Consider the following 21,721-nt stretch of genomic DNA (forward strand, 5'->3'; position numbering starts at 1 on the left):
GGGACCAGGATGCATCAGGCCGTAACGGGCAGGGCCTTCTGCGAGGTGCCCAGGAAACGCAGCAGGGCCAGCAGCGGCAAGGCACTGCCGACGCCGACTATACCCAGCCAGCCGGCGTGTTCGTACACCGCGCTGGCAATCGACGAGCCGACGGCGCCGCCAATGAAGATGCTGGTCATGTACAGCGCGTTGAGGCGGCCGCGGCTATGGGCATCGAGGGCGTAGACCGCGCGCTGGCCGAGGACCATGTTCATCTGCACGCAGAAATCCAGGAGCACGCCGGTCACCGCCAGGCCGATGACGCTGTAGGCCGGGTGGATAAAGGCTGGCAGGAAACTCAGGGCGGCGAACAGCATGGCCAGCAACGAGGCGCCGCGGGTGTGGCCGGCGTCCGCCAGGCGCCCGCTGATGGGCGCGGCGATGGCGCCGATGGCCCCGACCAGGGCGAACAGGGCGATCTGGCTTTGCGACAGGCCGTGGTTGCGCGCCAGTTCCAGCGGCACCGCGGTCCAGAACAGGCTGAAAGTGGCGAACAGGCAGGCCTGGTAAAACGCCCGCTGACGCAGCACCGGTTGCTGGCGCAGCAGGCTGCCCAGCGAGCGCAGCAACTGGCCGTAAGTGGCACTGTGGGCAGGCTGGCGCTTGGGCACGGTCAGCAGCAGGACCACACTGATGGCGGCCATCAGCACGGCGGCGGCGATAAACATGGCGCGCCAGCCGAAGAGGTCGGCCACCACGCTGGACACCGGACGCGCCAGCAGGATGCCCAGCAGCAGGCCGCCCATGATGCCGCCGACCACCCGGCCGCGGGACTCCTCCGGCGTCAGGTGCGCGGCCAGGGGAATCAGGATCTGTACCGACACCGAGCTGAAGCCGATCAGCAGCGAGACCAGCAGAAAGGCATTGGGCTGCTCGGTGAACGCGGCGCCCAGCAGGCTGGCGATGGCCACCAGGCTGGTGAGGATCATCAGCCGGCGGTTTTCCAGCAGGTCGCCCAGGGGCACCAGGAAGAACAGGCCCAGGGCATAGCCGATCTGGGTCAGGGACACGATCAGGCTGGCCATGGTGCTGCTCAGGCCGATGTCCGGGGCGATCAGCTCGATGATCGGCTGGGCGTAGTAGATGTTGGCGACTATGGCGCCGCAGCAGAAGGCGAACAGCAGCACCATGCCGCGGGTCATGGTCGTGGTGGCGGCAGGCAGCCCCTGGGGGGTGGAAGTCATGGCGATTCTCGTGGCAGCGAAAGGGATGCGGGCGAGGCTAAGGGGCTGGCCCGTGACGCGGTAGAAGCTGACGAGCGATAGCATTCATGCCGTGCAGGAATAAATGCCTGGCGAGACCGGCGCAGAGCGGCAGATGACGACCGGCATCGCGCTGCGATGATACATTTACTTACATTCAGTTCGATAGCTCGCTTATTGTTCCGCGGACGCTGGAGTGCTTTCGTTTCGACGTCTGTGCCACCTTTCATCACAGGAAGCCCGTCCCATGAATCTGTGTCTTCGCCGCCTGCTCGGCGGTGTTCAAGCGATCACCCTCGGCGCACTGCTGCTGGCCGGCCCGGCCCAGGCCCAGGACGCGCCGGGCATGCGCATCGGCGTGCGCGGGGAAATCACCAGCATCGCCGGCGACGCGGTGCGAGTGCACGTCAACAGCGGCGAGAACGTCACCATCAACCTCACGCCACAGACCCAGGTCCGCGCCGTGACCCTGGCCAATATCGAGGACATCAAGCCCGGCAGCTACATAGGTTCGGCCGCAGTTCCCCAGGCCGATGGCAGCCTCAAGGCGCTGGAGGTCCATGTGTTTCCACCGCAGATGGCCGGCACCGGCGACGGTCATCGGCCCTTCGACCTGGTCAAGGGCAGCAGCATGACCAACGGCAGCGTCGGCGACCTGGTGGTGAGCAACGGCCGGACCCTGACCGTCAACTACAAGGGCGGCCAGCAGAGGATCCTGGTGCCGGACGACGTGCCCATCGTCAACCTGGTGCCGGGCGACCGCAGCCTGCTCAAGGCCGGGGTCAAGGTGGTGATGTTCGTGTCCCAGAGCGCGGACGGCACCCTCACCGCGCAGTCGATCTCCGCCGGCAAGGATGGGGTGACGCCGCCGATGTAGCTGTCGGGTTGTTACGTTGCCAGGTGTTTCAACGGCCTGGTTTCGGATGGCCTTGGGCAGGGGCTTGGTTTAGGGTTTCCGGTCGTCTATCGCAGCGGAGTTCCCATGCATAAATCAGTCTTCAATCCGCCCAGTGTCTTCAATTCCATGCAGTACGGTTTCAGCCAGGCCGTGGAGGTGCGCGGTGGGCGGCGCCTGCTGCTGTCCGGCCAGGTGGGGGTCGATGAGCGCGAGGTCTGCGTCGGCCCGGGGCTGCAGGAGCAGACCGAGCAGAGTTTCGACAATATCGCCCGGGTCCTGGCGGCGGCGGGCGGCGACCTGAGCCACGTGGTCATGCTGCGGATCTACATCGCCGAAGCGGCCCGCGAGCAGCAGGAGCAGATCAGCCAGGTGCTGTTGCAGCGTTTCCCCCAGCAGCCACCGGCGTCCTCGTGGATCATCGTCAGTGGCCTGTCCCTGCCCGAGTGGCTGATCGAGGTCGAGGCGGAGGCGATGTTGCCGGAGCTGCACGAGGTTCGGGGCGCCGCGTTGGTGGATGTGGCCGCCGGGCTTTAGGCGCCAGCAATAAAAAAGCGACCTGAGGGTCGCTTTTTTATTGGGTCGGTTGGTTATTTCCCGCCGTAGATCTGGTCGAAGATCCCGCCATCGTTGAAGTGGGTCTTCTGCACGGTGCGCCAGTCGCCGAAGGTTTTTTCCACCGACAGGAAGTCGACTTTCGGGAAGCGATCGGTGTACTTGGCCAGGACTTTCGGGTCCCGTGGGCGCAGGTAGTTGTTGGCGGCGATTTCCTGGCCTTCCGGCGACCACAGGTACTTCAGGTATTCCTCGGCCGCGGCGCGCGAGCCTTTCTTGTCGACCACCTTGTCCACCACCGACACTGGCGGCTCGGCTTCGGCGGAAACGCTCGGGTAGATGACTTCGAACTGATCGCGGCCGAATTCCCGGGCGATCATTTCCGCTTCGTTCTCGAAGGTCACCAGCACGTCGCCGATCTGGTTGGTCATGAAGGTGGTGGTCGCGGCGCGACCGCCGGTGTCGAGCACCGGTGCCTGCTTGAACAGCTTGCCGACGAAGTCCTTAGCCTTGTTCTCGTCGCCACCGTTCTTCAGCACATAACCCCAGGCCGACAGGTAGGTGTAGCGGCCGTTACCCGAGGTCTTCGGGTTCGGCACTATCACCTGCACGCCATCCTTGAGCAGGTCCGGCCAGTCTTTCAGGGCCTTGGGGTTGCCCTTGCGCACGATGAACACAGTGGCCGAGGTGAAGGGCGCGCTGTTGTTGGGCAGGCGGGTCACCCAGTTGTCCGGCACCAGCTTGCCGTTGTCCGCCAGGGCGTTGATGTCGGTGGCCATGTTCATGGTGATGACGTCGGCCGGCAGGCCGTCGATCACTGAGCGCGCCTGTTTGCTGGAGCCGCCGAAGGACATCTGCAGGGTGATGTTCTCGTTGTGCTCGGCCTGCCAGTGCTTCTGGAAGGCGCTGTTGTAGTCCTTGTAGAAGTCTCGCATCACGTCGTAGGAAACGTTGAGCAGGGTCGGGGCGGCCTGGGCGACGCTGCCCAGTGCCAGGCCGGCGGCCAGGAGAGAGGCGCTAACGAGTTTTTTCACTGCACATTCCTTTTATTAGAGAGTGAAGGCAATTTGCCGCCGACTATAGCCGGGGCGGTATATCTCTTTAAAGATTAAAAAGTGCTTTGCTTATTCAGTTTCCCTGAACCACTTTCGGGAACAGCGCATTGCCGCACCGCGAGCAGAACGCGGCGCCGTGTTCATGGTTGTTTTTACTGCACACCGGGCAGTCGTGCTTGAGCTGTTCGCCGCGCATGGCATTGGCCAGTTCCGCGGTGAAGATCCCGGTGGGCACGGCGATGATCGAGTAACCGGTGATCATCACCATCGACGAAATGATCTGGCCGATCACGGTCTTGGGCACTATGTCGCCGTAGCCGACGGTGGTCAGGGTGACGATGGCCCAATAGATGCCCTTGGGAATGCTGGTGAAGCCGTGTTCCGGGCCTTCGACCACATACATCAGGGTGCCGAACACCGTCACCAGGGTGCAGACGCTGAGCAGGAACACCAGGATCTTCTGCTTGCTGCCGCGCAAGGCGTCGAGCAGGTAGTGGGCCTGCTTGAGGTAGGGGCCGAGCTTGAGCACGCGGAAGATGCGCAGCATGCGGATCACCCGGATGATCAGCAGGTACTGGGCGTCGCTGTAATACAGGGCGAGGATCCCCGGCACGATGGCCAGCAGGTCCACCAACCCATAGAAACTGAAGGCATAGCGCAACGGCTTGGGCGAGCAATACAGGCGCAGGCCGTATTCGATGGCGAAGATCAGGGTAAAACCCCATTCGATATAGGCCAGCACATTGGCGTAGTTCTGATGCACCTGGTCGATGCTGTCGAGGATCACGATCACCAGGCTGGCGAGGATGATCAGCAACAGGATGCTGTCGAAGCGCCGACCGGCCACGGTGTCGGTCTGGAAAATCATGACGTAGAGGCGCTCGCGCCAGTGCTTGTCGGTGTCCGTGGTGCTGTCCATGTTGTTCGCCTGAATCGAAGGTCAGCGAAGCCTAGGGGGATTGCCCCCGGTAGCGCAAGGCGTGCTGTCCGTGGCGGCCTGGCGCAGCACACGGGTTGCCGCACGGACCAGCCAGCAGGCGAGGATAAAGGGCGCGGTGAGAGTGGGCAGGCCCAGCGCGGCGAAGCCCGGGGCGAGCAGCAGCGCCAGGAGCATTCCCGGCAGCGCCAGCCAGGAGCGGCGGCGGTCCTGGCTCAGGGCCAGGGCGACCAGGGCGCTGTTGTAGCCGCCAAGGCCCAGCAGGGCGCTGGCCTGGTCCTGTTGCAGCAGGGCAAAGCCCAGGCCCGCCGCCGAACCGAACAGCGCCCAGGCGGCCGCTCGACGATCGGCCAGTAATAGCCCGAGGGCGATCAACACCCCGGCCAGCGGATGCTCGAGGAACATCACCTGGCCGAGCCCCTGGATCAGTGCCTGCAGCAGTGCCAGCGCATCGGGTTCGGCCCAGGGCGCTTCGACACTGGCGGGCAGCGGCGCGGCCAGGCCCAGCAGCAACCAGCCGAGGCCGACGAAGGGCGCGGTGTAGGCCGGTAGAGAATATGGGGCGCGGGCGCGTTTGAGCCATTGCTGGGTGAGGATCGCACTGATGCCGCCGCAGGCGATGATCAGCGGTGGCAGCAGCACCGACCAGTCGAAGCGCAGGCTCAGGAGCAGGCCGAGCAAGACCCCGTTGTAGCTGAACAGTCCGGCTTGCCGGTCGGCCTTGGCATAGCCCCGGCGCTGCGCGGTAAGCAGCCCGGCCACACCGCCCAGCAGCGCGCCGCCGAGCAGCGCTGGAGCGGTCAGCAGGATGGCCAGCATGCACAGCAGGCCGCACAGCGGATGGCGCTGGAGGAAGATCTGGCTGAAGCCGTTGAGCAGGGCGGTGGCCCAGTCGGGGCAGTGGGCGTTGAAGTGTTCTGAAGGCATGGAAGGTTGACTCTTGTAGCCGCTGCCGAGCACAGCGAGGCTGCGCCCGGCCGCGTAGCGGCCGTCAATCAGGCAATGCCGCGTTTTGGGCCTGGCGAGGACTGCATCCTCGAGCGCAGCCTCGGTAGCGGCTACAGGGGGCTCAGATCAGGGTTTCGATGCGCAGCGAGTTGGTCGAGCCCGGCTGGCCGAACGGCACGCCAGCGGTGATCAACAGGGTGTCGCCACGTTTGGCCATGCCTTGCGCCTGGGCGATTTCCAGGGCGGTGGAGCAGACCTCGTCGACCTGGCGCAGGCGGTCGTTGACCACCGAATGCACGCCCCAGGCCACCGTCAGGCGGCGCGCGGTGGACAGGTTCGGCGTCAGGTTGAGGATCGGCACCGTCGGCCGTTCCCGGGCCGCGCGCAGGCTGGAGCTGCCGGACTCGCTGTAGTTCACCAGCACCGCCACCGGCAGGATGCTGCTGATACGGCGGATCGCACAGCTGATGGCATCGGACACCGTGGCTTCGGCCTGGGGCCGGCTGACGTCGAGCTGGGTCTGGTAGTCCGGGCCGCTTTCCACCTGGCGGATGATCTTGCTCATCATCTGCACCGCCTCCAGCGGGTATTCGCCGGACGCGGTTTCCGCCGAGAGCATCACCGCGTCGGCGCCTTCGGCCACTGCGTTGGCCACGTCCGTGACCTCGGCCCGGGTCGGGGCGGGGGAGAAGCGCATGGATTCGAGCATCTGCGTGGCCACCACCACCGGTTTACCCAGTTGGCGGCAGGTGCCGATGATGTTCTTCTGGATCTGCGGCACGCTTTCGGCGGGCACTTCGACCCCCAGGTCGCCACGGGCCACCATGATCGCGTCGCTCAATTCGGCGATCTCGCGCAGTTGAGTGACTGCCGAGGGTTTCTCGATCTTGGCCATCAGGAACGCCTTGTCACCGATCAGCGCGCGGGCTTCGCGAATGTCCTCGGGGCGCTGCACGAACGACAGGGCGACCCAGTCCACCCCCAGTTCCAGGCCGAAGTCCAGGTCGCGGCGATCCTTGGCGGTCAGCGGGCTGAGGTCGAGCACCGCCTGCGGGACGTTGACGCCCTTGCGGTCCGACAGCTCGCCGCCGTTGAGCACCGTGGTGTCGATGGCGTCGGCGTGCTTGGCGGTGACCCGCAGGCGCAGCTTGCCATCGTCCAGCAGCAGGTCCATGCCTGGCTCCAGGGCCGTGATGATTTCCGGGTGGGGCAGGTTGACCCGGCGCTGGTCGCCCGGGGTGCTGTCCAGGTCCAGGCGCAGGGCCTGGCCACGGTGCAGCTGGACCTTGCCGTCGGCGAACTTGCCGACCCGCAGTTTCGGGCCTTGCAGGTCCATCAGGATGCCCAGCGGGTAGTTCAGCTGTTTTTCGACTTCGCGGATCCACTGGTAACGCTGGGCGTGATCGGCGTGGTCGCCATGGCTGAAGTTGAGGCGAAAGATATTCACCCCGGCCTGCACCAGCTCGCGGATATCGTCGATGCTGTCGATGGCCGGGCCGAGGGTGGCGAGGATTTTGACCTTTTTGTCAGGCGTCATGTTTGGGGCTCTCGAGGATCAGGATGGCGCGGAAGTCGTTGACGTTGGTGCGGGTCGGTTCGGTGACGATCAACCCATCCAGGGCCGCGAAGTAGCCATAGCCGTTGTTGTTGTCCAACTCGTCGCTGGCACTCAGGCCCAGGGCGGCGGCGCGGGCGTAGCTATCCGGGGTCATGATCGCGCCGGCGTTGTCTTCGGAACCGTCGATGCCGTCGGTGTCGCCGGCCAGGGCGTAGACGCCGGGCAGGCCCTTGAGGCTGTCGGTGAGGCTCAGGAGGAACTCGGCATTGCGCCCGCCGCGGCCATTGCCGCGCACGGTGACCGTGGTTTCACCGCCGGAGAGGATCACGCAGGGCGCGGCCAGAGGCTGGCCGTGCAGCACCACCTGGCGGGCGATGCCGGCGTGGACCTTGGCCACCTCGCGGGACTCGCCTTCCAGGTCGCCGAGGATCAGCGGGCTGAAACCGGCCTGGCGGGCTTTCACCGCGGCGGCCTCCAGCGACTGCTGCGGCCGGGCGATCAGTTGGAAGTGGCTGTGGGCCAGGCTCGGGTCGCCGGGCTTGACGGTTTCCGACTCGGGGCTTTGCAGCCAGCTGCGTACCGCCGCCGGTACCTCGATGGCGTAACGCTTGAGAATCGCCAGGGCCTCGGCCGATGTGCTGGGGTCGGCCACGGTGGGGCCGGAAGCGATGACCGTGGCCAGGTCGCCCGGTACATCGGAAATCGCGTAGGTGTAGAGGGTAGCCGGCCAGCAGGCCTTGGCCAGGCGGCCACCCTTGATCGCCGAGAGGTGTTTGCGCACGCAGTTCATCTCGCCGATGCTGGCGCCGGACTTGAGCAGGGCCTTGTTGATCGACTGCTTGTCCGCCAGGCTGATGCCCGCGGCGGGCAGGGCCAGCAGGGCGGAACCACCGCCGGACAGGAGGAAGATCACCCGGTCCTGTTCCGACAGGTTGCTGACCAGCTCCAGCACGCGCTTGGCCACGGCCAGGCCGGCGGCATCGGGTACCGGATGAGCGGCCTCGACCACTTCGATTTTTTCGCAGGGGGCGCCGTGGCCGTAGCGGGTGACGACCAGCCCGCTGACTTCACCCAACCAGCAGCGTTCGACCACCTGGGCCATGGCCGCGGCGGCCTTGCCGGCACCGATGACGATCACCCGACCGCTGCGGTCGCTGGGCAAATGGGCTTCGAGGACATGCTGCGGGTGGGCGGCGTCGATGGCTGTGGCGAACAGCTCACGGAGGAATTGTTGCGGATCGACCGGCATGGCGGGCTCCCGGATTTCTTGTTATTCGAGGTGTGGCGGGTAGGGCTCTTGTAGGCGCGAGCGGGCGGCGATCCGACTTGCCCGCGATAGCGTCGTGTCAGGCACTACGTCATCGCGGGCAAGCCTCGCTCCTACAGGGGGGCGGCAGAAGCCCCCTATAACAGAGGGCTTACTTATCGCGAATCGAGAAGTTCGCCATGTGTTCCAGGCCCTTGATCAGCGCCGAGTGGTCCCAGTTGCTGCCGCCGATGGCCGCGCAGGTGCTGAACACTTGCTGGGCGTTGGCGGTGTTGGGCAGGTTGATGTTCAGCTCCTTGGCGCCTTGCAGGGCCAGGTTGAGGTCCTTCTGGTGCAGGCTGATGCGGAAGCCCGGGTCGAAGGTGCCCTTGATCATGCGCTCGCCGTGCACCTCGAGGATCTTCGAGGAGGCGAAGCCGCCCATTAGCGCTTCACGCACCTTGGCCGGATCGGCGCCGTTTTTCGCGGCGAACAGCAGGGCTTCGGCCACCGCCTGGATGTTCAGGGCGACGATGATCTGGTTCGCCACCTTGGCGGTCTGGCCGTCGCCGTTGCCGCCGACCAGGGTGATGTTCTTGCCCATGGCCTGGAACAGCGGCAGGGCACGCTCGAAGGCCTGGCTGTCGCCGCCGACCATGATGCTCAGGGTCGCTGCCTTGGCGCCGACTTCACCACCGGACACCGGGGCGTCCAGGTACTGCGCGCCTTTCTCGTTGATCCTGGCGGCGAAAGCCTTGGTCGCGGTCGGCGAGATCGAACTCATGTCGATCACCACCTTGCCCGGACCGACGCCCGCGGCCACGCCGTCGGCGCGGAACAGTACATCGTCGACCTGCGGGGTATCCGGGACCATGACGATGATGAATTCGGCTTCCTGGGCCACTTCCTTCGGGCTGGCCAGGGCGACTGCGCCGGCGGCGACCAGGTCGGCCGGAGCCGCGTCGTGGTGCTGGGACAGGAACAGGCTGTGACCGGCTTTTTGCAGGTTGGAGGCCATTGGGTGACCCATGATGCCGGTGCCGATGAATCCGATTTTAGCCATGAGAAAATCCTCTTGTTTTTATGCGCTTGCCGCGTAAGAGCGGTTGCCAGCGATTCGAAAGATACGGTGGGTCAGTGATGCCGCCTCGCGGGCAAGCCTCGCTCCTACAGGCAGGTAGGTTCTTGTAGGAGCGAGCGGGCGGCGATCCGACTTGCCCGCGATGAACGATGACGCGGTACCCGATCAGATTGCGTTATGGCTCTTGAGCCAGCCCAGGCCGGCCTCGGTGGTGGTCAGCGGCTTGTATTCGCAGCCGACCCAGCCCTGGTAGCCGATCTTGTCCAGGTGCCCGAACAGGAAGTGGTAGTTGATCTCTCCGGTGCCCGGTTCGTTACGCCCCGGGTTATCCGCCAGCTGGACATGGTTGATCGCGTCCAGGTGACCGGACAGGGTCCGGGCCAGGTCGCCCTCCATGATTTGCATGTGGTAGATGTCGTATTGCAGGTACAGGTTGCTGCTGCCGACCTGTTCGCGGATCGACAGGGCCTGGGCCGTGTTGTTCAGGTAGAAGCCCGGGATGTCACGGGTGTTGATGGCTTCCATCACCAGCTTGATGCCCGCGGCCTGGAGTTTTTCGGCGGCGTACTTGAGGTTGGCGATAAAGGTCTTTTCCACCGTGTCATCGTCGACGCCCTGTGGGCGGATGCCGGCCAGGCAGTTGATCTGGGTATTGCCCAGCACCTGGGCGTAGGCGATGGCCAGGTCGACCCCGGCGCGGAACTCCTCGACCCGGTCCGGCAGGCAGGCGATACCGCGCTCGCCCTTGGCCCAATCGCCCGCGGGAAGGTTGAACAGCACCTGGGTCAGGCCGTGGGCGTCGAGTTGCGCCTTGATCTCGGCGGAGCTGAATTCGTAGGGGAACAGGTATTCGACACCACTGAAGCCGGCCTCGGCGGCGGCCTTGAAGCGGGCGAGGAAGTCCTGTTCGGTGAACAGCATGGACAGGTTGGCGGCAAAACGCGGCATGGTGGTCTCCTGTAGAGGTTCAATCCCTGTAGCCGCTGCCGCGGGCTGCGATAAGGCCGAAGGCCTTCGACGATCCTGAGATCTTGCGCATCCTGCGGATGCGATCGCAGACTTCGGCAGCGGCTACACAGTGGTGTCAGTCGAGCAGGGAAATCGCGGTCGGGGCGTCGTTGCCGACCAGCGCCAGGTCTTCGAATTCGTTGACCGCGTTGATCTCGGTGCCCATGGAGATGTTGGTGACACGCTCCAGGATGATCTCGACGATCACCGGCACCTTGAATTGCTCGAGCATTTCCTGGGCCTGGCGCAGGGCCGGCTGGATGCCCGACGGCTCGAATACCCGCAGCGCCTTGCAGCCCAGGCCCTCGGCGACCGCGACGTGGTCCACGCCGTAGCCGTTGAGTTCCGGGGCGTTGAGGTTGTCGAAGGACAGCTGCACGCAGTAGTCCATGTCGAAACCGCGCTGCGCCTGGCGGATCAGGCCCAGGTAGGAGTTGTTCACCACCACATGGATGTACGGCAGCTTGAACTGCGCGCCCACGGCCAGTTCTTCGATCATGAACTGGAAGTCGTAGTCGCCGGACAGCGCCACCACCTTGCGACTCGGGTCGGCCTTGACCACCCCCAGCGCCGCCGGAATGGTCCAGCCCAGCGGGCCGGCCTGGCCGCAGTTGATCCAGTGGCGTGGCTTGTACACGTGCAGGAACTGCGCGCCGGCAATCTGCGACAGGCCGATGGTGCTGACGTAGCAGGTGTCCTTGCCGAACACCTGGTTCATCTCTTCATACACACGCTGCGGCTTGACCGGCACGTTGTCGAAGTGGGTCTTGCGTTGCAGGCTCGACTTGCGCTGCTGGCAATCCTGCAGCCAGGCGCTGCGGTTCTTCAGCTTGCCGGCGGCCTGCCATTCGCGAGCGACTTCGAGGAACACGGTCAACGCCGAACTGGCGTCGGAAACGATGCCCAGGTCCGGGGTGAACACCCGGCCGATCTGGGTCGGCTCGATGTCCACGTGGATGAATTTGCGGCCCTCGGTGTAGACGTCCACCGAACCGGTGTGGCGGTTGGCCCAGCGGTTGCCGATGCCCAGGACCAGGTCCGACTTGAGCAGGGTGGCGTTGCCGTAGCGATGGGAGGTCTGCAGGCCGACCATGCCGGCCATCTGCGGGTGATCGTCGGGGATGCTGCCCCAGCCCATCAGTGTGGGGATGACCGGGATGCCGGTCAGTTCGGCGAATTCCACCAGCAGTTCGCTGGCATCGGCATTGATGATGCCGCCGCCGGCCACCAGCAACGGACGCTCGGCCTGATCCAGCAGGGCCAGGGCTTTTTCGACCTGGACCCGGGTCGCCGAAGGCTTGGCCAGCGGCAGCGGCTGGTAGGCGTCGATGTCGAATTCGATCTCGGCCATCTGCACGTCGAACGGCAGGTCGATCAGCACCGGGCCGGGGCGACCGGAGCGCATTTCATAGAAGGCTTTCTGGAAGGCGTAGGGCACCTGGCCCGGCTCGAGGACGGTGGTCGCCCACTTGGTCACCGGCTTGACGATGCTGGTGATGTCGACGGCCTGGAAGTCTTCCTTGTGCAGACGGGCACGCGGGGCCTGGCCGGTGATGCAGAGAATCGGGATCGAGTCGGCCGAGGCGCTGTACAGGCCGGTGACCATGTCGGTGCCGGCAGGGCCGGAGGTACCGATGCACACGCCGATGTTGCCGGCTTTGGTGCGGGTGTAACCCTCGGCCATGTGCGAGGCGCCTTCAACGTGGCGAGCGAGGACGTGATCGATGCCGCCGACCTTTTGCAGGGCGGAGTACAGCGGGTTGATGGCTGCACCCGGGATGCCAAAGGCGGTATCGACCCCTTCACGGCGCATCACCAGAACGGCGGCTTCGATTGCTCTCATTTTGCTCATGGTTTTGTGCCTCTTACGTTTTGTAATTGTATACAAGTGGCTTTGTGTGGAGTGTATTCACGGCGAGCGTCGCAGGTCAATCCATTTTCTCTACCGCTTGAATGCGTTCGTCCGATGCCTATAAACAGGCGACTTTTCGTCGGAATCAGGGATTTGCGAAAAATATTGTATACAAAAATAAGGTTTGTTGTGCTCTATTTGTTATATCGATCTTCTTATCGGAACACCCGGATTTTTCCCAATAACAAAATAAGGACGGCACCCATGAGCGCTTTAACCTTGAATGTTGCAGTCAGCCTGGCCGGCCAGGCCCTGGCCTTCGGCCGTGAGATCAGCGCGGCACCCTTGACCATCGCGGTGCTCGATGCCGGCGGGCATCTGGTGACCTTGCAGCGCGAAGACGGGGCCAGCCTGCTGCGGCCACAGATCGCCATCGGCAAGGCTTGGGGCGCGATTGCCCTGGGCAAGGGTTCGCGCCTGCTGGCGCTGGATGCGCAGCAGCGGCCGGCCTTCATTGCCGCGCTCAACAGCCTGGGGCAGGGCAGCGTGGTGCCGGCCCCGGGTGGGGTGCTGATTCGTGATCAGCAGGGGGCGGTGGTGGGGGCGATCGGTATCAGCGGTGACACTTCGGACATCGACGAGCAATGCGCGATCAGTGCCATCGAGGCGCAGGGCTTGCAGGCGGATGCGGGCGTGAGCGCGTGATTCTGTAGCCGTGTAGCCGCTGCCGCAGGCTGCGATCGCACACAAGGTGTGCGCAAGATCTGAAGATCGCTGAAGGCCTTCGGCCTTATCGCAGCCTGCGGCAGCGGCTACAGGGGCTGGTTTACTGGTCCGTTTCGCAGCCCTTGAGCACCAGGCGGATGATGGTCCGGGCGGCGGCTTCGTAATCGGACTCGTCCAGCTTGGCCTTGCCGGTCACCACCGAGATCTGCCAGTCGAAATCGGCATAGGTCTGGGTCGCGGCCCAGATGCTGAACATCAGGTGGTGCGGGTCGATGGGCGCGATCTGGCCACGATCGATCCAGGTCTGGATGCAATCGATGTTGTGTTTGGCCTGGGCGTTGAGCTGCTCGACCTGGTCCGGGCTCAGGTGCGGGGCACCGTGCATGATCTCGCTGGCGAACACCTTGGAGGCGAAGGGCAGGTCGCGGGAGATGCGGATCTTCGAGCGGATGTAGCCGCTCAGCACTTCACTGGGCACGCCGTCGGCGTTGAACGGGGTCGAAGCCTGGAGGATTGGCTCGATGATGCTTTCCAGGACCTCGCGGTAGAGGTTTTCCTTGGATTTGAAGTAGTAGTAGACGTTGGGTTTGGGCAACCCCGCCTTGGCCGCGATGTCGCTGGTTTTGGTCGCAGCGAAGCCTTTGTCGGCAAACTCTTCACTGGCTGCCCGCAGGATCAGTTCTTTGTTGCGCTCGCGGATGGTGCTCATAAACCAGGTGATTCCTTGCCTGTTCGGGCGGTTGCGCATGGTAGCACCGGCCTTGCGCGAGGCTCAAGAATGCCCCGCCAGACCCTGTTGCGCGCTATGCTTCGCCACATTTATGACCTCAAGGAACCCTGATCCATGGCCGGAAGCAGTTTGCTGGTGCTGATCGACGATATTGCCGCGGTACTCGACGATGTGGCGCTGATGACCAAGATGGCGGCGAAGAAGACCGCCGGGGTGCTGGGAGACGACCTCGCGCTCAATGCCCAGCAGGTCTCCGGGGTGCGCGCCGAGCGCGAGTTGCCGGTGGTCTGGGCAGTGGCCAAGGGCTCGTTCCTGAACAAGCTGATCCTGGTGCCCGCGGCGCTGGCCATCAGCGCCTTCGCGCCCTGGCTGGTGACGCCATTGCTGATGCTCGGCGGTGCCTATCTGTGCTTCGAGGGCTTTGAAAAGCTCGCCCACAAGTTTCTCCACAGCAAGGCCGAGGATCAGGCCGAGCACCAGCAACTGATCGAAGCCGTGGCGGACCCGGCCACCGATCTGGTGGCCTTCGAGAAGACCAAGATCAAGGGCGCGATCCGCACCGACTTCATTCTCTCGGCCGAGATCATCGCCATTACCCTGGGCACCGTTGCCGACGCGCCGTTGATGCAGCAGGTGGTGGTGCTTTCGGGCATCGCCATCGTCATGACCGTCGGGGTGTATGGCCTGGTGGGCGGCATCGTCAAGCTCGACGACCTTGGCCTGTGGTTGACGCAGAAGCCGGGCCAGGTGGCGAAAAGCATTGGCGGCGCCATCCTGCGCGCGGCGCCCTACATGATGAAAAGCCTCTCGGTGATCGGCACCGCGGCGATGTTCATGGTCGGCGGCGGTATCCTCACCCATGGCGTGCCGGCGGCGCATCACTGGATCGAGACTGTCACGGCGCACACGGCCGAGGCGGTTGGCGGGATTTCGCTGATCATGCCGACGCTGCTCAATGCCGTGGCCGGCATCATCGCCGGTGCTGCGGTACTGGTCGTTGTGTCGCTGGGCAGCAAGTTGTGGCGCGCGGCCAGGGCCTGATTCGCTGAAGGCCCTCGCCGCACTAGGACGAGGGGCAGGGGCGAGGATCTGTCAGGCGGGGAGCAGTTGCGCGACCGCCAGGCCGATCTTGTTGATCGCCTGTTCGATCTTGCGGTTGGGCACGCCGGCAAAGTTCAGCCTGAGGCAATTGCGGTATTTGCCGGCCGCGGAAAAGATATTGCCGTTGGCGATCTGGATGTCCTCGGCTTCCAGCAGCCGGTTCAGGGTGTAGGTGTCGAACTCGTCCGGCAACTCCACCCACAAGGTGAACCCGCCCTGGGGTTTGCTGACCCGGGTGCCTTCCGGCAGATAGCGGCTGACCCACTCGGTCATCAGGTCGCGATGGCGCTGGTACTGTTTGCGCATCCGTCGCAGGTGCGGCAGGTAATGCCCCTTGGCAATGAATTCGGCGACCGCCAGCTGCGGCTGGGTCGCGGTGGTGCCGGAGCCGACGTATTTCATGTGCAGCACTTGCGGCAGGTAACGCCCCGGGGCGATCCAGCCGATCCTCAGGCCCGGCGCCAGGGTTTTCGAGAACGAACTGCACAGCAGCACGCGCCCGTCGTCGTCGAATGACTTCAGGGTGCGCGGCCGCGGGTAGCGGAACGCCAGGTCGCCATAGATATCGTCTTCGATGATCGGCACGTCGTAGCGCTGGGCCAGGCGGATCATCGCGCGCTTGCGATCGTCCGGCATGATGTAGCCCAGCGGGTTGTTGCAATTGGGCGTGAGCTGGATGGCCTTGATCGGCCACTGTTCCAGGGCCATTTCCATGGCTTCCAGGCTGATGCCGGTGACCGGGTCGGTGGGAATCTCCAGGGCCTTGAGGCCGGCGGCCTTGAGCAGCTGGATGATGCCATGAAAGCAGGGGGAGGCGATGGCCACGATGTCGCCGGGCTCGCACAGCGCGCGGATGGCGATGGACAGGGCTTCCTGGCAGCCGCTGGTGACGACGATTTCCGCGGGCGTCAGGCGGCAGCCGGAGTCGACGCCAAGGCGGGCAATCTGCTCGCGCAGGCTCAGCACACCCTGCAGGTGGTTGTATTGCAGGCTCGGGCTGTCGCTGCGTCGGCTGATCCGCGCCAGGGCGGTCAGCAGCGGCTTGAGGGTCGGCGCCGTGGTGTCGGGCATGCCGCAACCCAGTTGAATGGCATTGGCGTTCTGCTCCTGGCGCATCAGGTCCTGCACCAGGTCCCACTGGGAGATATCCACAGGCCGCAACGACGGCCGTCCCATCTTCGGCAACTCCGGCAAACGCCGGCCGGCCGGGACGAAATAGCCCGACTTGGGTTTGGGGATAGCCAGTCCCGAGCTTTCCAGGACCCGATAGGCCTGTTGCACGGTGGTGAGGCTGACGCCGTGCTCGAGGCTCAGGGCCCGCACCGAAGGCAATCGCTCCCCCGGCCCGTATAACCCCTGCTCAATGCGGCTACTTATGTATTCGGCGAGATTCAGGTATCGAGTCATGCGGGGGACTGTAGCGACTCATCTGTCGTATAAAAAGTTACAGATTTCACTTTTTTTGAAAATTTTTTGGGGATAAAAAGCAATCTGTACTGAGAAAAATCATCTGGCGTGTACCTATAAGACAGTGGTTGCCTTTGGGAAGATGGCCCGCATCGCGCTGTACTGGTTGTTCTTAAATACAGTTGCGGCGCAATTCAGAGTCCCCCCGGGCAACGTGCAACGGGCTTCCCCCTCAGACTACTTTAGACGATGACTTCTCAAGGAAGAGCAGGGTAATGACGGCAAGGATCAAACTGACTCCACAGATGGCTGAGTACGAGCAGAAGTTCACCGACGGTGGTGAGGTTCGCTGGCTGCCTTATTTGATGTATTTCCATCCTACCGATCACAGTTCGGAGGTGGTCAATACAGATGCCTCGGGCTTCCGCTATTCGGAGTTGCTGGGCATACAGTATTCGGTGGTCAACAGCCGCCACGCCAAGAGCGTGCGGGTGCTGGCCGGTAGCTCGACCGTGTTTGGCATCGGTGCCAGTTCGGATGCCTGGACACTGCCTTCGCGCCTGGCCGAGAACGATCCGGACAGCAAACCCTGGATCAACTTCGGCGGACGCAGCTTCAACTCGACCCAGGAACTGACGCTCTTCACCCTTTACCGTCATTTGCTGCCCAAGGTCGACGAGATTGTGCTGTTTTCCGGGTTCAACAACCTGGGGCTGGCCCGCCAGCCACAAAGCAGCCGTGGCGAACACGGCGCTTTCTTCAACTGCAACCAGTTCTTCGACGCCATGCGTCCGGAGACTCAGGCACCCAAGCGCGGCATGTTCCGCGCCTTGCTCGGCAAGGAACAGGAAGAGCCGACGCCCGAGCCGCCACCGTCCATGGAAGAGCAGATCGAATACGCCGCCGACCTGACCCTGCGTCACCTGGATACCTGGCGCGCGCTGGCGGCCGACATGGGCGCCAAGCTGACCTTCATTCTACAGCCGCTGGCCGGCTGGGTCCGGGAAAAGGGCTGCAACGAGGAAGAACAGCTGTTCGCCGAGCTGGATCGCGCCGGCAGTTTCAGCGAGGTCTATGGCGACATCCTGCAGCCTAGCGTCTGCGAGGCCTATGCCGCTCGCCTGCGCGAGGGCGCACAGAAGATGGGCGTGCGTTTCGTGAACATTACACCGCTGCTGTCCGAGGCCCTGCGGCCTGAACAGTGGCTGTTCGTCGACCGTATTCACTTCACCGACCAGGGGAACGATTTCGTCTCGAAAATCATCCTCGATGTTCTTTAAAGGAGTCTGCCATGAGTTACATCAAGAGCTTGTTCCAACGCCTGTTCGGCAAGAAGAAAAAGAAGAAGCCGGACTCTTCGATCTACCCGATGTTCTGATCTCGACACCCGACGTCATTGCTTGCCGATGACTGAGGGCCGGCAATGGATTGCCTTGGTCTCCAACCTGGAAGGGAAGTAAACAGTATGTGGCGCCAGTTTTATCGATCAGTCAGCAACCCCGAGAGCTTTCTGGGGGATGTCAGTATTCGGCGTCTGATGGGCCTGGCCGCACCGGGTGAAACCGGTGCGGAAGGCTTGGCCGGGTTGCGGGTGCAGATCGAGCACTGGCGTGACGAGCAGGCCCAGGCTTACCGCGAACTGGCCAGCCAGGCCGCGGAACTGGGCAACCAACGAGAATTCGCCGAGGCACTGCTGGTGCACTCGGCGCCATTGGCCTCGGTGCTGGGCTGCTGGCTGCAAGGCATGAGCGCCCCCGGGGTCTTCGAGGACAGCGCGCAGCTCAAGCTCATGGAGCTGCTGGCCCACGACGTGGGTGTCGGGCGGCCCCTGGCATCGCGCGGCGATCACTTCAAATCGCTGTTGGTACAGGCGGGGCTGACCGCCTACGCGGTTTCGCCGTTCGAGCTTTCCACGCTCCCCGACCTGCCTGACGAACTGTTCGAATTACCTGCATTGCTGCAAGCGGTGAGCCGCCGCAGCGATGCCTTTGGCGACACCCTGTGCGGCATCGACTTTGCCTGGCGTGCCCTGGGGCTGAGCCCATGGTGGTCGGTGCTGGATGCCCGGCAACTGGACGTCCGCCGGCTCGACCTGAACCAACTGGATGAAACCGCGGGCGACAGCTCGGCGCTGGAGATCTCCCAGTGGGTCTGCGAGCAGGTCGCCTGCCTGGGCAGCCTGCGCCGCCTGCAACTGGAGGCGGGCGCCCAGTGGTTATTCGCGGCCCTGAAGACTTTCAACGAGCGGCTGCTGGCGCACTGTCGGGCCGCGGTATCGCCCGAGCGCCTGATGGGCAAGATGATCCAGCGCATGGCCCGGGCCGGCGCGGTCTATCACCAGGATTACAAGATGGAAGGCCGCAGCCTGGCACAGTGGCTGCGCGAGGCCCAGGTCGACCCCGTGCCGCTGCTGGAAATGCTTTCGCGCAGTCGCCTGATCGTGCCGGGCAACGCCGAGAAGAGCCTGCTGGTCAACACCCTGGTCGCGCCGAACGGGCGCATGTTCCGGATTTTCAGCGAGGCCGACCTGAGCGTCATCCGCAAATGGATCGATGGCCTGCCTGGCCCGATCCAGCGCGCAGAAACTGCCGATGTACCAGCGCCAAGCCCTTGCCATGCAGTGGTTCCACAGGTGCTAGGCGAGGACATTCAGGAGCAGGGCCAGTGGCCCAAGAGCCTGCGCGAGGCCTATTTCGTCTTGCAGGGCAGGGCGCTGGCGCCTCGCACCCAGGCTTTTGCTCTGGCGTATGTGACGCGCTGGCTGGAGCAGTCGCGCCGCTCGCTGCAAAACTCCGAGCGCACCTTGCCCGAGTCCTGGAATGTCGGCGTATTGCGCGAATGGTTGCTGGACAAGCACGACCGCCATGGCCAGGAGTTCGAAGAAAGCGACCCGGCGGCCATGCCCTCGCGCGAGGAAATCGTCGACTCCACCCTGCAACTGGCGCCGCTGACCCTGATCGACGGTGCCTGGCTCCAGGGTTTCACCGACCTGACGCTGGCCTCGTCCCATGTCGGGTACGCGCTGTTCCAGACTTACTGGGACGAGCTGGGCAACGGCTCCTATGCGCTGAACCATCCGAAAATCTACCGCGACGGCCTGCGCCAGATGGGGCTGGAGCTGGCGCCTACCGGTGCCCACGAGTTCGCCGAGGATGAGCGGTTGCGTGAGGCGTCGTTCCGCTTGCCGGTCTACTGGCTGTGCCTGGGCAAGCTGCCGGTGACCTTCATGCCGGAAATCCTCGGCATGAACCTGGCGATGGAACTGTCAGGGGTGGGCGGCAGCTATCGCTCGGCCCGACGCTTCCTCCGGCACTACGGCTTCAGCACGGCGTTCGTCGACCTGCACAACACCATCGATAACGTCTCCACCGGGCATTCGGCCTGGGCGGTGGACGCCATCGACGCCTACATGCGCCAGGTCGCCGCGTCGAAGCCGGCGGAACTGGCAGAACACTGGCAGCGGGTCCGCGTCGGCTACGAGTCTCTGGCACCGCAGCCGGACCGACTGACGTCCTGGTTGCGACGCCTGGGTATCGGCTCGGCGGGCGCGGTCCTGCCCCGGAGCAAGACGCGGGGCGAGGATCAGGCGCTGTTCCATCACGAACCTATTGTCCCTGCCGCGCCGGTTGGCGTAACGGCCTGAACATCAAGGAGTGTCCATGTCTCTGGTCAATGTGCACAACGAGTGGGATCCGCTGGAAGAAATGATCGTCGGCATCGCTCAGGGCGCGCAGGTGCCTCGCCCCGACCGCGGCCTGTTCGCCCTGGATTACAGCGAGCAGCATGACTACATCGAGGACATTCCATCCGGCCCCTACCCGCAGCAGGTCATCGAGGAAGCCAGCGAGGACCTGGACGCCTTTGCCGCCTTCCTGCGCTCCCACGGGGTCATAGTGCGGCGCCCGGACGTCACTGACCATCGCGCGGTATTCGGCACCTGCGCCTGGAAAACCGACGGCGAATACAACTACTGCCCGCGGGATGTGCTGCTGCCCATCGGCCAGACCATCATCGAGGCGCCGATGGCGCTGCGCAGCCGCTATCTGGAACCGTTCGCCTATCGTCGCCACCTGGCCGAATACTTTGCCAGCGGCTCCAACTGGATTTCCGCGCCCAAGCCGCAGCTGCTGGACAGCACCTACCGGATCAACCCCAAGGACGGCTCGATCATTGCCAATGACGAGCCGATCTTCGACGCCGCCAACGTGATCCGCGTCGGCGAGGACATCCTCTATCTGGTTTCTCGCAGCGGTAATGAACTGGGTTGCCAGTGGCTGCAGCGGGTACTGGGCGATCGTTACCGGGTGCACCCGGTGAGCGGTGTGTACGACGGCACGCACCTGGATACCACCATCACCGTGGTCCGCCCGGGGCTGGTGGTGCTGTGTCCGGAGCGGATCCGCAAGGACCAGGTGCCGGCGCTGTTCAAGAACTGGGACATCATCTGGGCGCCGGAGATGGTCGACACCGGCTATTGCTGGTCCTACCCGCGTGCATCGATCTGGCAGGGCATGAACTTCATCATGGTCAACCCGGCGCTGGCGGTGATCAACGACCAGCAGGTGCCGCTGATTCGCGCCCTGGAAAAACAGGGTATCGATGTGGCGCCGCTGAAAATGCGCCATGCCCGCAGCCTGAGTGGCGGCTTCCATTGCGTGTCGGTCGACATTCGTCGCCGCGGCACCCTTGAAGACTATCGTTGAGCGGAGCCTGGGGCATGCAGAATCTGGACTACTACGCCGTCATCCTGTTCGCGATTTCCACCTGCGTGACGCCGGGGCCGAACAACGTGATGCTGATGTCCTCCGGGGTCAACTTCGGCATCAGCCGCACCCTGCGCCACGTCGCGGGCATCAACATCGGCTTTCCGCTGATGCTGATCGCGGTGGGGCTTGGCGCTGGCGCGGTGTTCCATCGTTATCCCAGCCTGCACGACATCCTGCAGGTGATCGGTGCCCTGTACATGCTGTACCTGGCCTACCGGATCGCCACGGCGCCCACGGTCGATCTCGACGACCAGGGCGGGCGTCCGCTGGGCTTCACTGGCGCGGCGCTGTTCCAGTGGGTCAACCCCAAGGCCTGGATCATGGCGGTGGGCGCGGTCCTGGCCTACACCACGCCGGTTGGTTCCTACAGTGCGCAGATCCTGCTGATCGCCTTGATCTTCTTTCTCTTCGGCTCGCCCTGCTCGATGGTCTGGGTGCTGTTCGGACGTTATTTGCGGCGCTTTCTCAGCGAGCCGAACCGGCTGCGGCTGTTCAACATTTCAATGAGTGTGTTGTTGGTGGTGTCGTTGATTCCGGCATTAAAAAGCCTGCCGGTCTCAAGTTGGTTGCACGGATGACGGACTGTGCACAGACACAGGGAATTTCCATGGATTG

Annotated in this window: 19 protein-coding genes; 8 read left to right on the forward strand and 11 right to left on the reverse strand. The window is 64.0% G+C overall.

Going from position 1 to position 21,721, the window contains the following annotated elements; genetic code table 11:
* Positions 1–14 precede the first annotated feature (14 nt).
* A complete protein-coding gene (locus C4K38_RS08500; RefSeq protein ID WP_053277984.1) occupies positions 15–1,223 on the reverse strand; it encodes an MFS transporter in 1,209 nt (402 codons plus the stop codon).
* Between the two features lie 265 nt (positions 1,224–1,488).
* Between C4K38_RS08500 and C4K38_RS08505 the strand changes: the two genes are divergently transcribed.
* Both C4K38_RS08505 and C4K38_RS08510 read left to right on the forward strand, forming a co-directional pair.
* Positions 1,489–2,118: a DUF5666 domain-containing protein gene (locus tag C4K38_RS08505; RefSeq protein ID WP_053277985.1), complete on the forward strand. Its 630-nt coding sequence runs from the start codon at positions 1,489–1,491 to the stop codon at positions 2,116–2,118.
* A 105-nt stretch (positions 2,119–2,223) separates the two neighbouring features.
* Complete coding sequence (locus C4K38_RS08510; RefSeq protein WP_053277986.1) at positions 2,224–2,673, forward strand: RidA family protein; 450 nt, start codon at positions 2,224–2,226, stop codon at positions 2,671–2,673.
* A 53-nt stretch (positions 2,674–2,726) separates the two neighbouring features.
* Here the strand turns inward: C4K38_RS08510 and C4K38_RS08515 are convergent, their stop codons facing one another.
* The 8 genes from C4K38_RS08515 to gcl form a co-directional block, all read right to left on the reverse strand.
* Complete coding sequence (locus C4K38_RS08515) at positions 2,727–3,725, reverse strand: sulfate ABC transporter substrate-binding protein (RefSeq protein WP_053277987.1); 999 nt, start codon at positions 3,723–3,725, stop codon at positions 2,727–2,729.
* A gap of 94 nt (positions 3,726–3,819) precedes the next feature.
* The gene (locus tag C4K38_RS08520) at positions 3,820–4,665 is read right to left on the reverse strand and encodes an ion transporter (protein WP_053277988.1); all 846 of its coding nucleotides are present in this window, start codon (positions 4,663–4,665) and stop codon (positions 3,820–3,822) included.
* Positions 4,666–4,686: 21 nt separating this feature from the next.
* On the reverse strand, positions 4,687–5,610 hold the full coding sequence (locus C4K38_RS08525; RefSeq protein ID WP_053277989.1) for an urea transporter: 924 nt from the start codon (positions 5,608–5,610) through the stop codon (positions 4,687–4,689).
* A gap of 142 nt (positions 5,611–5,752) precedes the next feature.
* On the reverse strand, positions 5,753–7,168 hold the full coding sequence (pyk, locus tag C4K38_RS08530) for a pyruvate kinase (protein ID WP_053277990.1): 1,416 nt from the start codon (positions 7,166–7,168) through the stop codon (positions 5,753–5,755).
* Positions 7,158–8,438 carry a glycerate kinase type-2 family protein gene (locus tag C4K38_RS08535; protein WP_053277991.1) on the reverse strand — a complete coding sequence of 427 codons (1,281 nt, stop codon included), beginning with the start codon at positions 8,436–8,438 and terminating at the stop codon, positions 7,158–7,160. Before C4K38_RS08535 ends, pyk begins: the two co-directional genes overlap by 11 nt.
* Positions 8,439–8,607: 169 nt before the next feature.
* Positions 8,608–9,498, reverse strand: a complete 891-nt coding sequence (locus C4K38_RS08540) for a 2-hydroxy-3-oxopropionate reductase (RefSeq protein WP_053277992.1) — start codon at positions 9,496–9,498, stop codon at positions 8,608–8,610.
* 183 nt (positions 9,499–9,681) lie between these two features.
* Positions 9,682–10,464 carry a hydroxypyruvate isomerase gene (hyi, locus tag C4K38_RS08545; protein ID WP_053277993.1) on the reverse strand — a complete coding sequence of 261 codons (783 nt, stop codon included), beginning with the start codon at positions 10,462–10,464 and terminating at the stop codon, positions 9,682–9,684.
* Between the two features lie 136 nt (positions 10,465–10,600).
* Complete coding sequence (gene gcl / locus C4K38_RS08550) at positions 10,601–12,376, reverse strand: glyoxylate carboligase (protein ID WP_053277994.1); 1,776 nt, start codon at positions 12,374–12,376, stop codon at positions 10,601–10,603.
* A 264-nt stretch (positions 12,377–12,640) separates the two neighbouring features.
* Here gcl and C4K38_RS08555 point away from each other — a divergent pair, with 264 nt between their 5' ends.
* Positions 12,641–13,081 carry a GlcG/HbpS family heme-binding protein gene (locus C4K38_RS08555; RefSeq protein ID WP_053277995.1) on the forward strand — a complete coding sequence of 147 codons (441 nt, stop codon included), beginning with the start codon at positions 12,641–12,643 and terminating at the stop codon, positions 13,079–13,081.
* Between the two features lie 121 nt (positions 13,082–13,202).
* Here C4K38_RS08555 and C4K38_RS08560 read toward each other — a convergent pair whose 3' ends face one another.
* Complete coding sequence (locus tag C4K38_RS08560; RefSeq protein ID WP_053277996.1) at positions 13,203–13,811, reverse strand: TetR/AcrR family transcriptional regulator; 609 nt, start codon at positions 13,809–13,811, stop codon at positions 13,203–13,205.
* 135 nt (positions 13,812–13,946) lie between these two features.
* Here C4K38_RS08560 and C4K38_RS08565 point away from each other — a divergent pair, with 135 nt between their 5' ends.
* A complete protein-coding gene (locus tag C4K38_RS08565) occupies positions 13,947–14,873 on the forward strand; it encodes a DUF808 domain-containing protein (protein WP_053277997.1) in 927 nt (308 codons plus the stop codon).
* Positions 14,874–14,924: 51 nt separating this feature from the next.
* On the opposite strand, the gene C4K38_RS08570 is transcribed toward C4K38_RS08565, so the two are convergent.
* Entirely contained in the window at positions 14,925–16,340 is a 1,416-nt protein-coding gene (locus tag C4K38_RS08570) for an aminotransferase-like domain-containing protein (RefSeq protein WP_009047750.1), read from the reverse strand.
* A 275-nt stretch (positions 16,341–16,615) separates the two neighbouring features.
* On the opposite strand from C4K38_RS08570, the gene C4K38_RS08575 reads away from it, so the two are divergent.
* The 4 genes from C4K38_RS08575 to C4K38_RS08590 all read left to right on the forward strand — a co-directional run bounded on the left by C4K38_RS08575 (position 16,616) and on the right by C4K38_RS08590 (position 21,684).
* Positions 16,616–17,620, forward strand: a complete 1,005-nt coding sequence (locus C4K38_RS08575; protein ID WP_053277998.1) for an SGNH/GDSL hydrolase family protein — start codon at positions 16,616–16,618, stop codon at positions 17,618–17,620.
* 185 nt (positions 17,621–17,805) lie between these two features.
* Positions 17,806–19,983 carry an iron-containing redox enzyme family protein gene (locus C4K38_RS08580; RefSeq protein ID WP_053277999.1) on the forward strand — a complete coding sequence of 726 codons (2,178 nt, stop codon included), beginning with the start codon at positions 17,806–17,808 and terminating at the stop codon, positions 19,981–19,983.
* Between the two features lie 16 nt (positions 19,984–19,999).
* The gene (locus C4K38_RS08585) at positions 20,000–21,043 is read left to right on the forward strand and encodes an inosamine-phosphate amidinotransferase 1 (protein ID WP_053278000.1); all 1,044 of its coding nucleotides are present in this window, start codon (positions 20,000–20,002) and stop codon (positions 21,041–21,043) included.
* 14 nt (positions 21,044–21,057) lie between these two features.
* Positions 21,058–21,684: a LysE family translocator gene (locus tag C4K38_RS08590; RefSeq protein WP_009047754.1), complete on the forward strand. Its 627-nt coding sequence runs from the start codon at positions 21,058–21,060 to the stop codon at positions 21,682–21,684.
* Positions 21,685–21,721: the final 37 nt, after the last annotated feature.

Source organism: Pseudomonas chlororaphis subsp. piscium (assembly GCF_003850345.1).
GTDB classification, from domain to species: Bacteria; Pseudomonadota; Gammaproteobacteria; order Pseudomonadales; family Pseudomonadaceae; genus Aquipseudomonas; species Aquipseudomonas piscium.

Excerpts from the sequence above, each read along its gene's own strand:
- C4K38_RS08555 (WP_053277995.1), top strand. The coding sequence starts at position 12,641 with ATGAGCGCTTTAACCTTGAATGTTGCAGTCAGCCTGGCCGGCCAGGCC.
- hyi (WP_053277993.1), bottom strand. The coding sequence starts at position 10,464 with ATGCCGCGTTTTGCCGCCAACCTGTCCATGCTGTTCACCGAACAGGAC.
- pyk (WP_053277990.1), bottom strand. The coding sequence starts at position 7,168 with ATGACGCCTGACAAAAAGGTCAAAATCCTCGCCACCCTCGGCCCGGCC.
- C4K38_RS08575 (WP_053277998.1), top strand. The coding sequence starts at position 16,616 with ATGACGGCAAGGATCAAACTGACTCCACAGATGGCTGAGTACGAGCAG.
- C4K38_RS08585 (WP_053278000.1), top strand. The coding sequence starts at position 20,000 with ATGTCTCTGGTCAATGTGCACAACGAGTGGGATCCGCTGGAAGAAATG.
- C4K38_RS08570 (WP_009047750.1), bottom strand. The coding sequence starts at position 16,340 with ATGACTCGATACCTGAATCTCGCCGAATACATAAGTAGCCGCATTGAG.
- C4K38_RS08510 (WP_053277986.1), top strand. The coding sequence starts at position 2,224 with ATGCATAAATCAGTCTTCAATCCGCCCAGTGTCTTCAATTCCATGCAG.
- C4K38_RS08565 (WP_053277997.1), top strand. The coding sequence starts at position 13,947 with ATGGCCGGAAGCAGTTTGCTGGTGCTGATCGACGATATTGCCGCGGTA.
- C4K38_RS08520 (WP_053277988.1), bottom strand. The coding sequence starts at position 4,665 with ATGGACAGCACCACGGACACCGACAAGCACTGGCGCGAGCGCCTCTAC.
- C4K38_RS08500 (WP_053277984.1), bottom strand. The coding sequence starts at position 1,223 with ATGACTTCCACCCCCCAGGGGCTGCCTGCCGCCACCACGACCATGACC.
- C4K38_RS08525 (WP_053277989.1), bottom strand. The coding sequence starts at position 5,610 with ATGCCTTCAGAACACTTCAACGCCCACTGCCCCGACTGGGCCACCGCC.
- C4K38_RS08560 (WP_053277996.1), bottom strand. The coding sequence starts at position 13,811 with ATGAGCACCATCCGCGAGCGCAACAAAGAACTGATCCTGCGGGCAGCC.
- C4K38_RS08505 (WP_053277985.1), top strand. The coding sequence starts at position 1,489 with ATGAATCTGTGTCTTCGCCGCCTGCTCGGCGGTGTTCAAGCGATCACC.
- C4K38_RS08580 (WP_053277999.1), top strand. The coding sequence starts at position 17,806 with ATGTGGCGCCAGTTTTATCGATCAGTCAGCAACCCCGAGAGCTTTCTG.
- C4K38_RS08535 (WP_053277991.1), bottom strand. The coding sequence starts at position 8,438 with ATGCCGGTCGATCCGCAACAATTCCTCCGTGAGCTGTTCGCCACAGCC.
- gcl (WP_053277994.1), bottom strand. The coding sequence starts at position 12,376 with ATGAGCAAAATGAGAGCAATCGAAGCCGCCGTTCTGGTGATGCGCCGT.
- C4K38_RS08590 (WP_009047754.1), top strand. The coding sequence starts at position 21,058 with ATGCAGAATCTGGACTACTACGCCGTCATCCTGTTCGCGATTTCCACC.
- C4K38_RS08540 (WP_053277992.1), bottom strand. The coding sequence starts at position 9,498 with ATGGCTAAAATCGGATTCATCGGCACCGGCATCATGGGTCACCCAATG.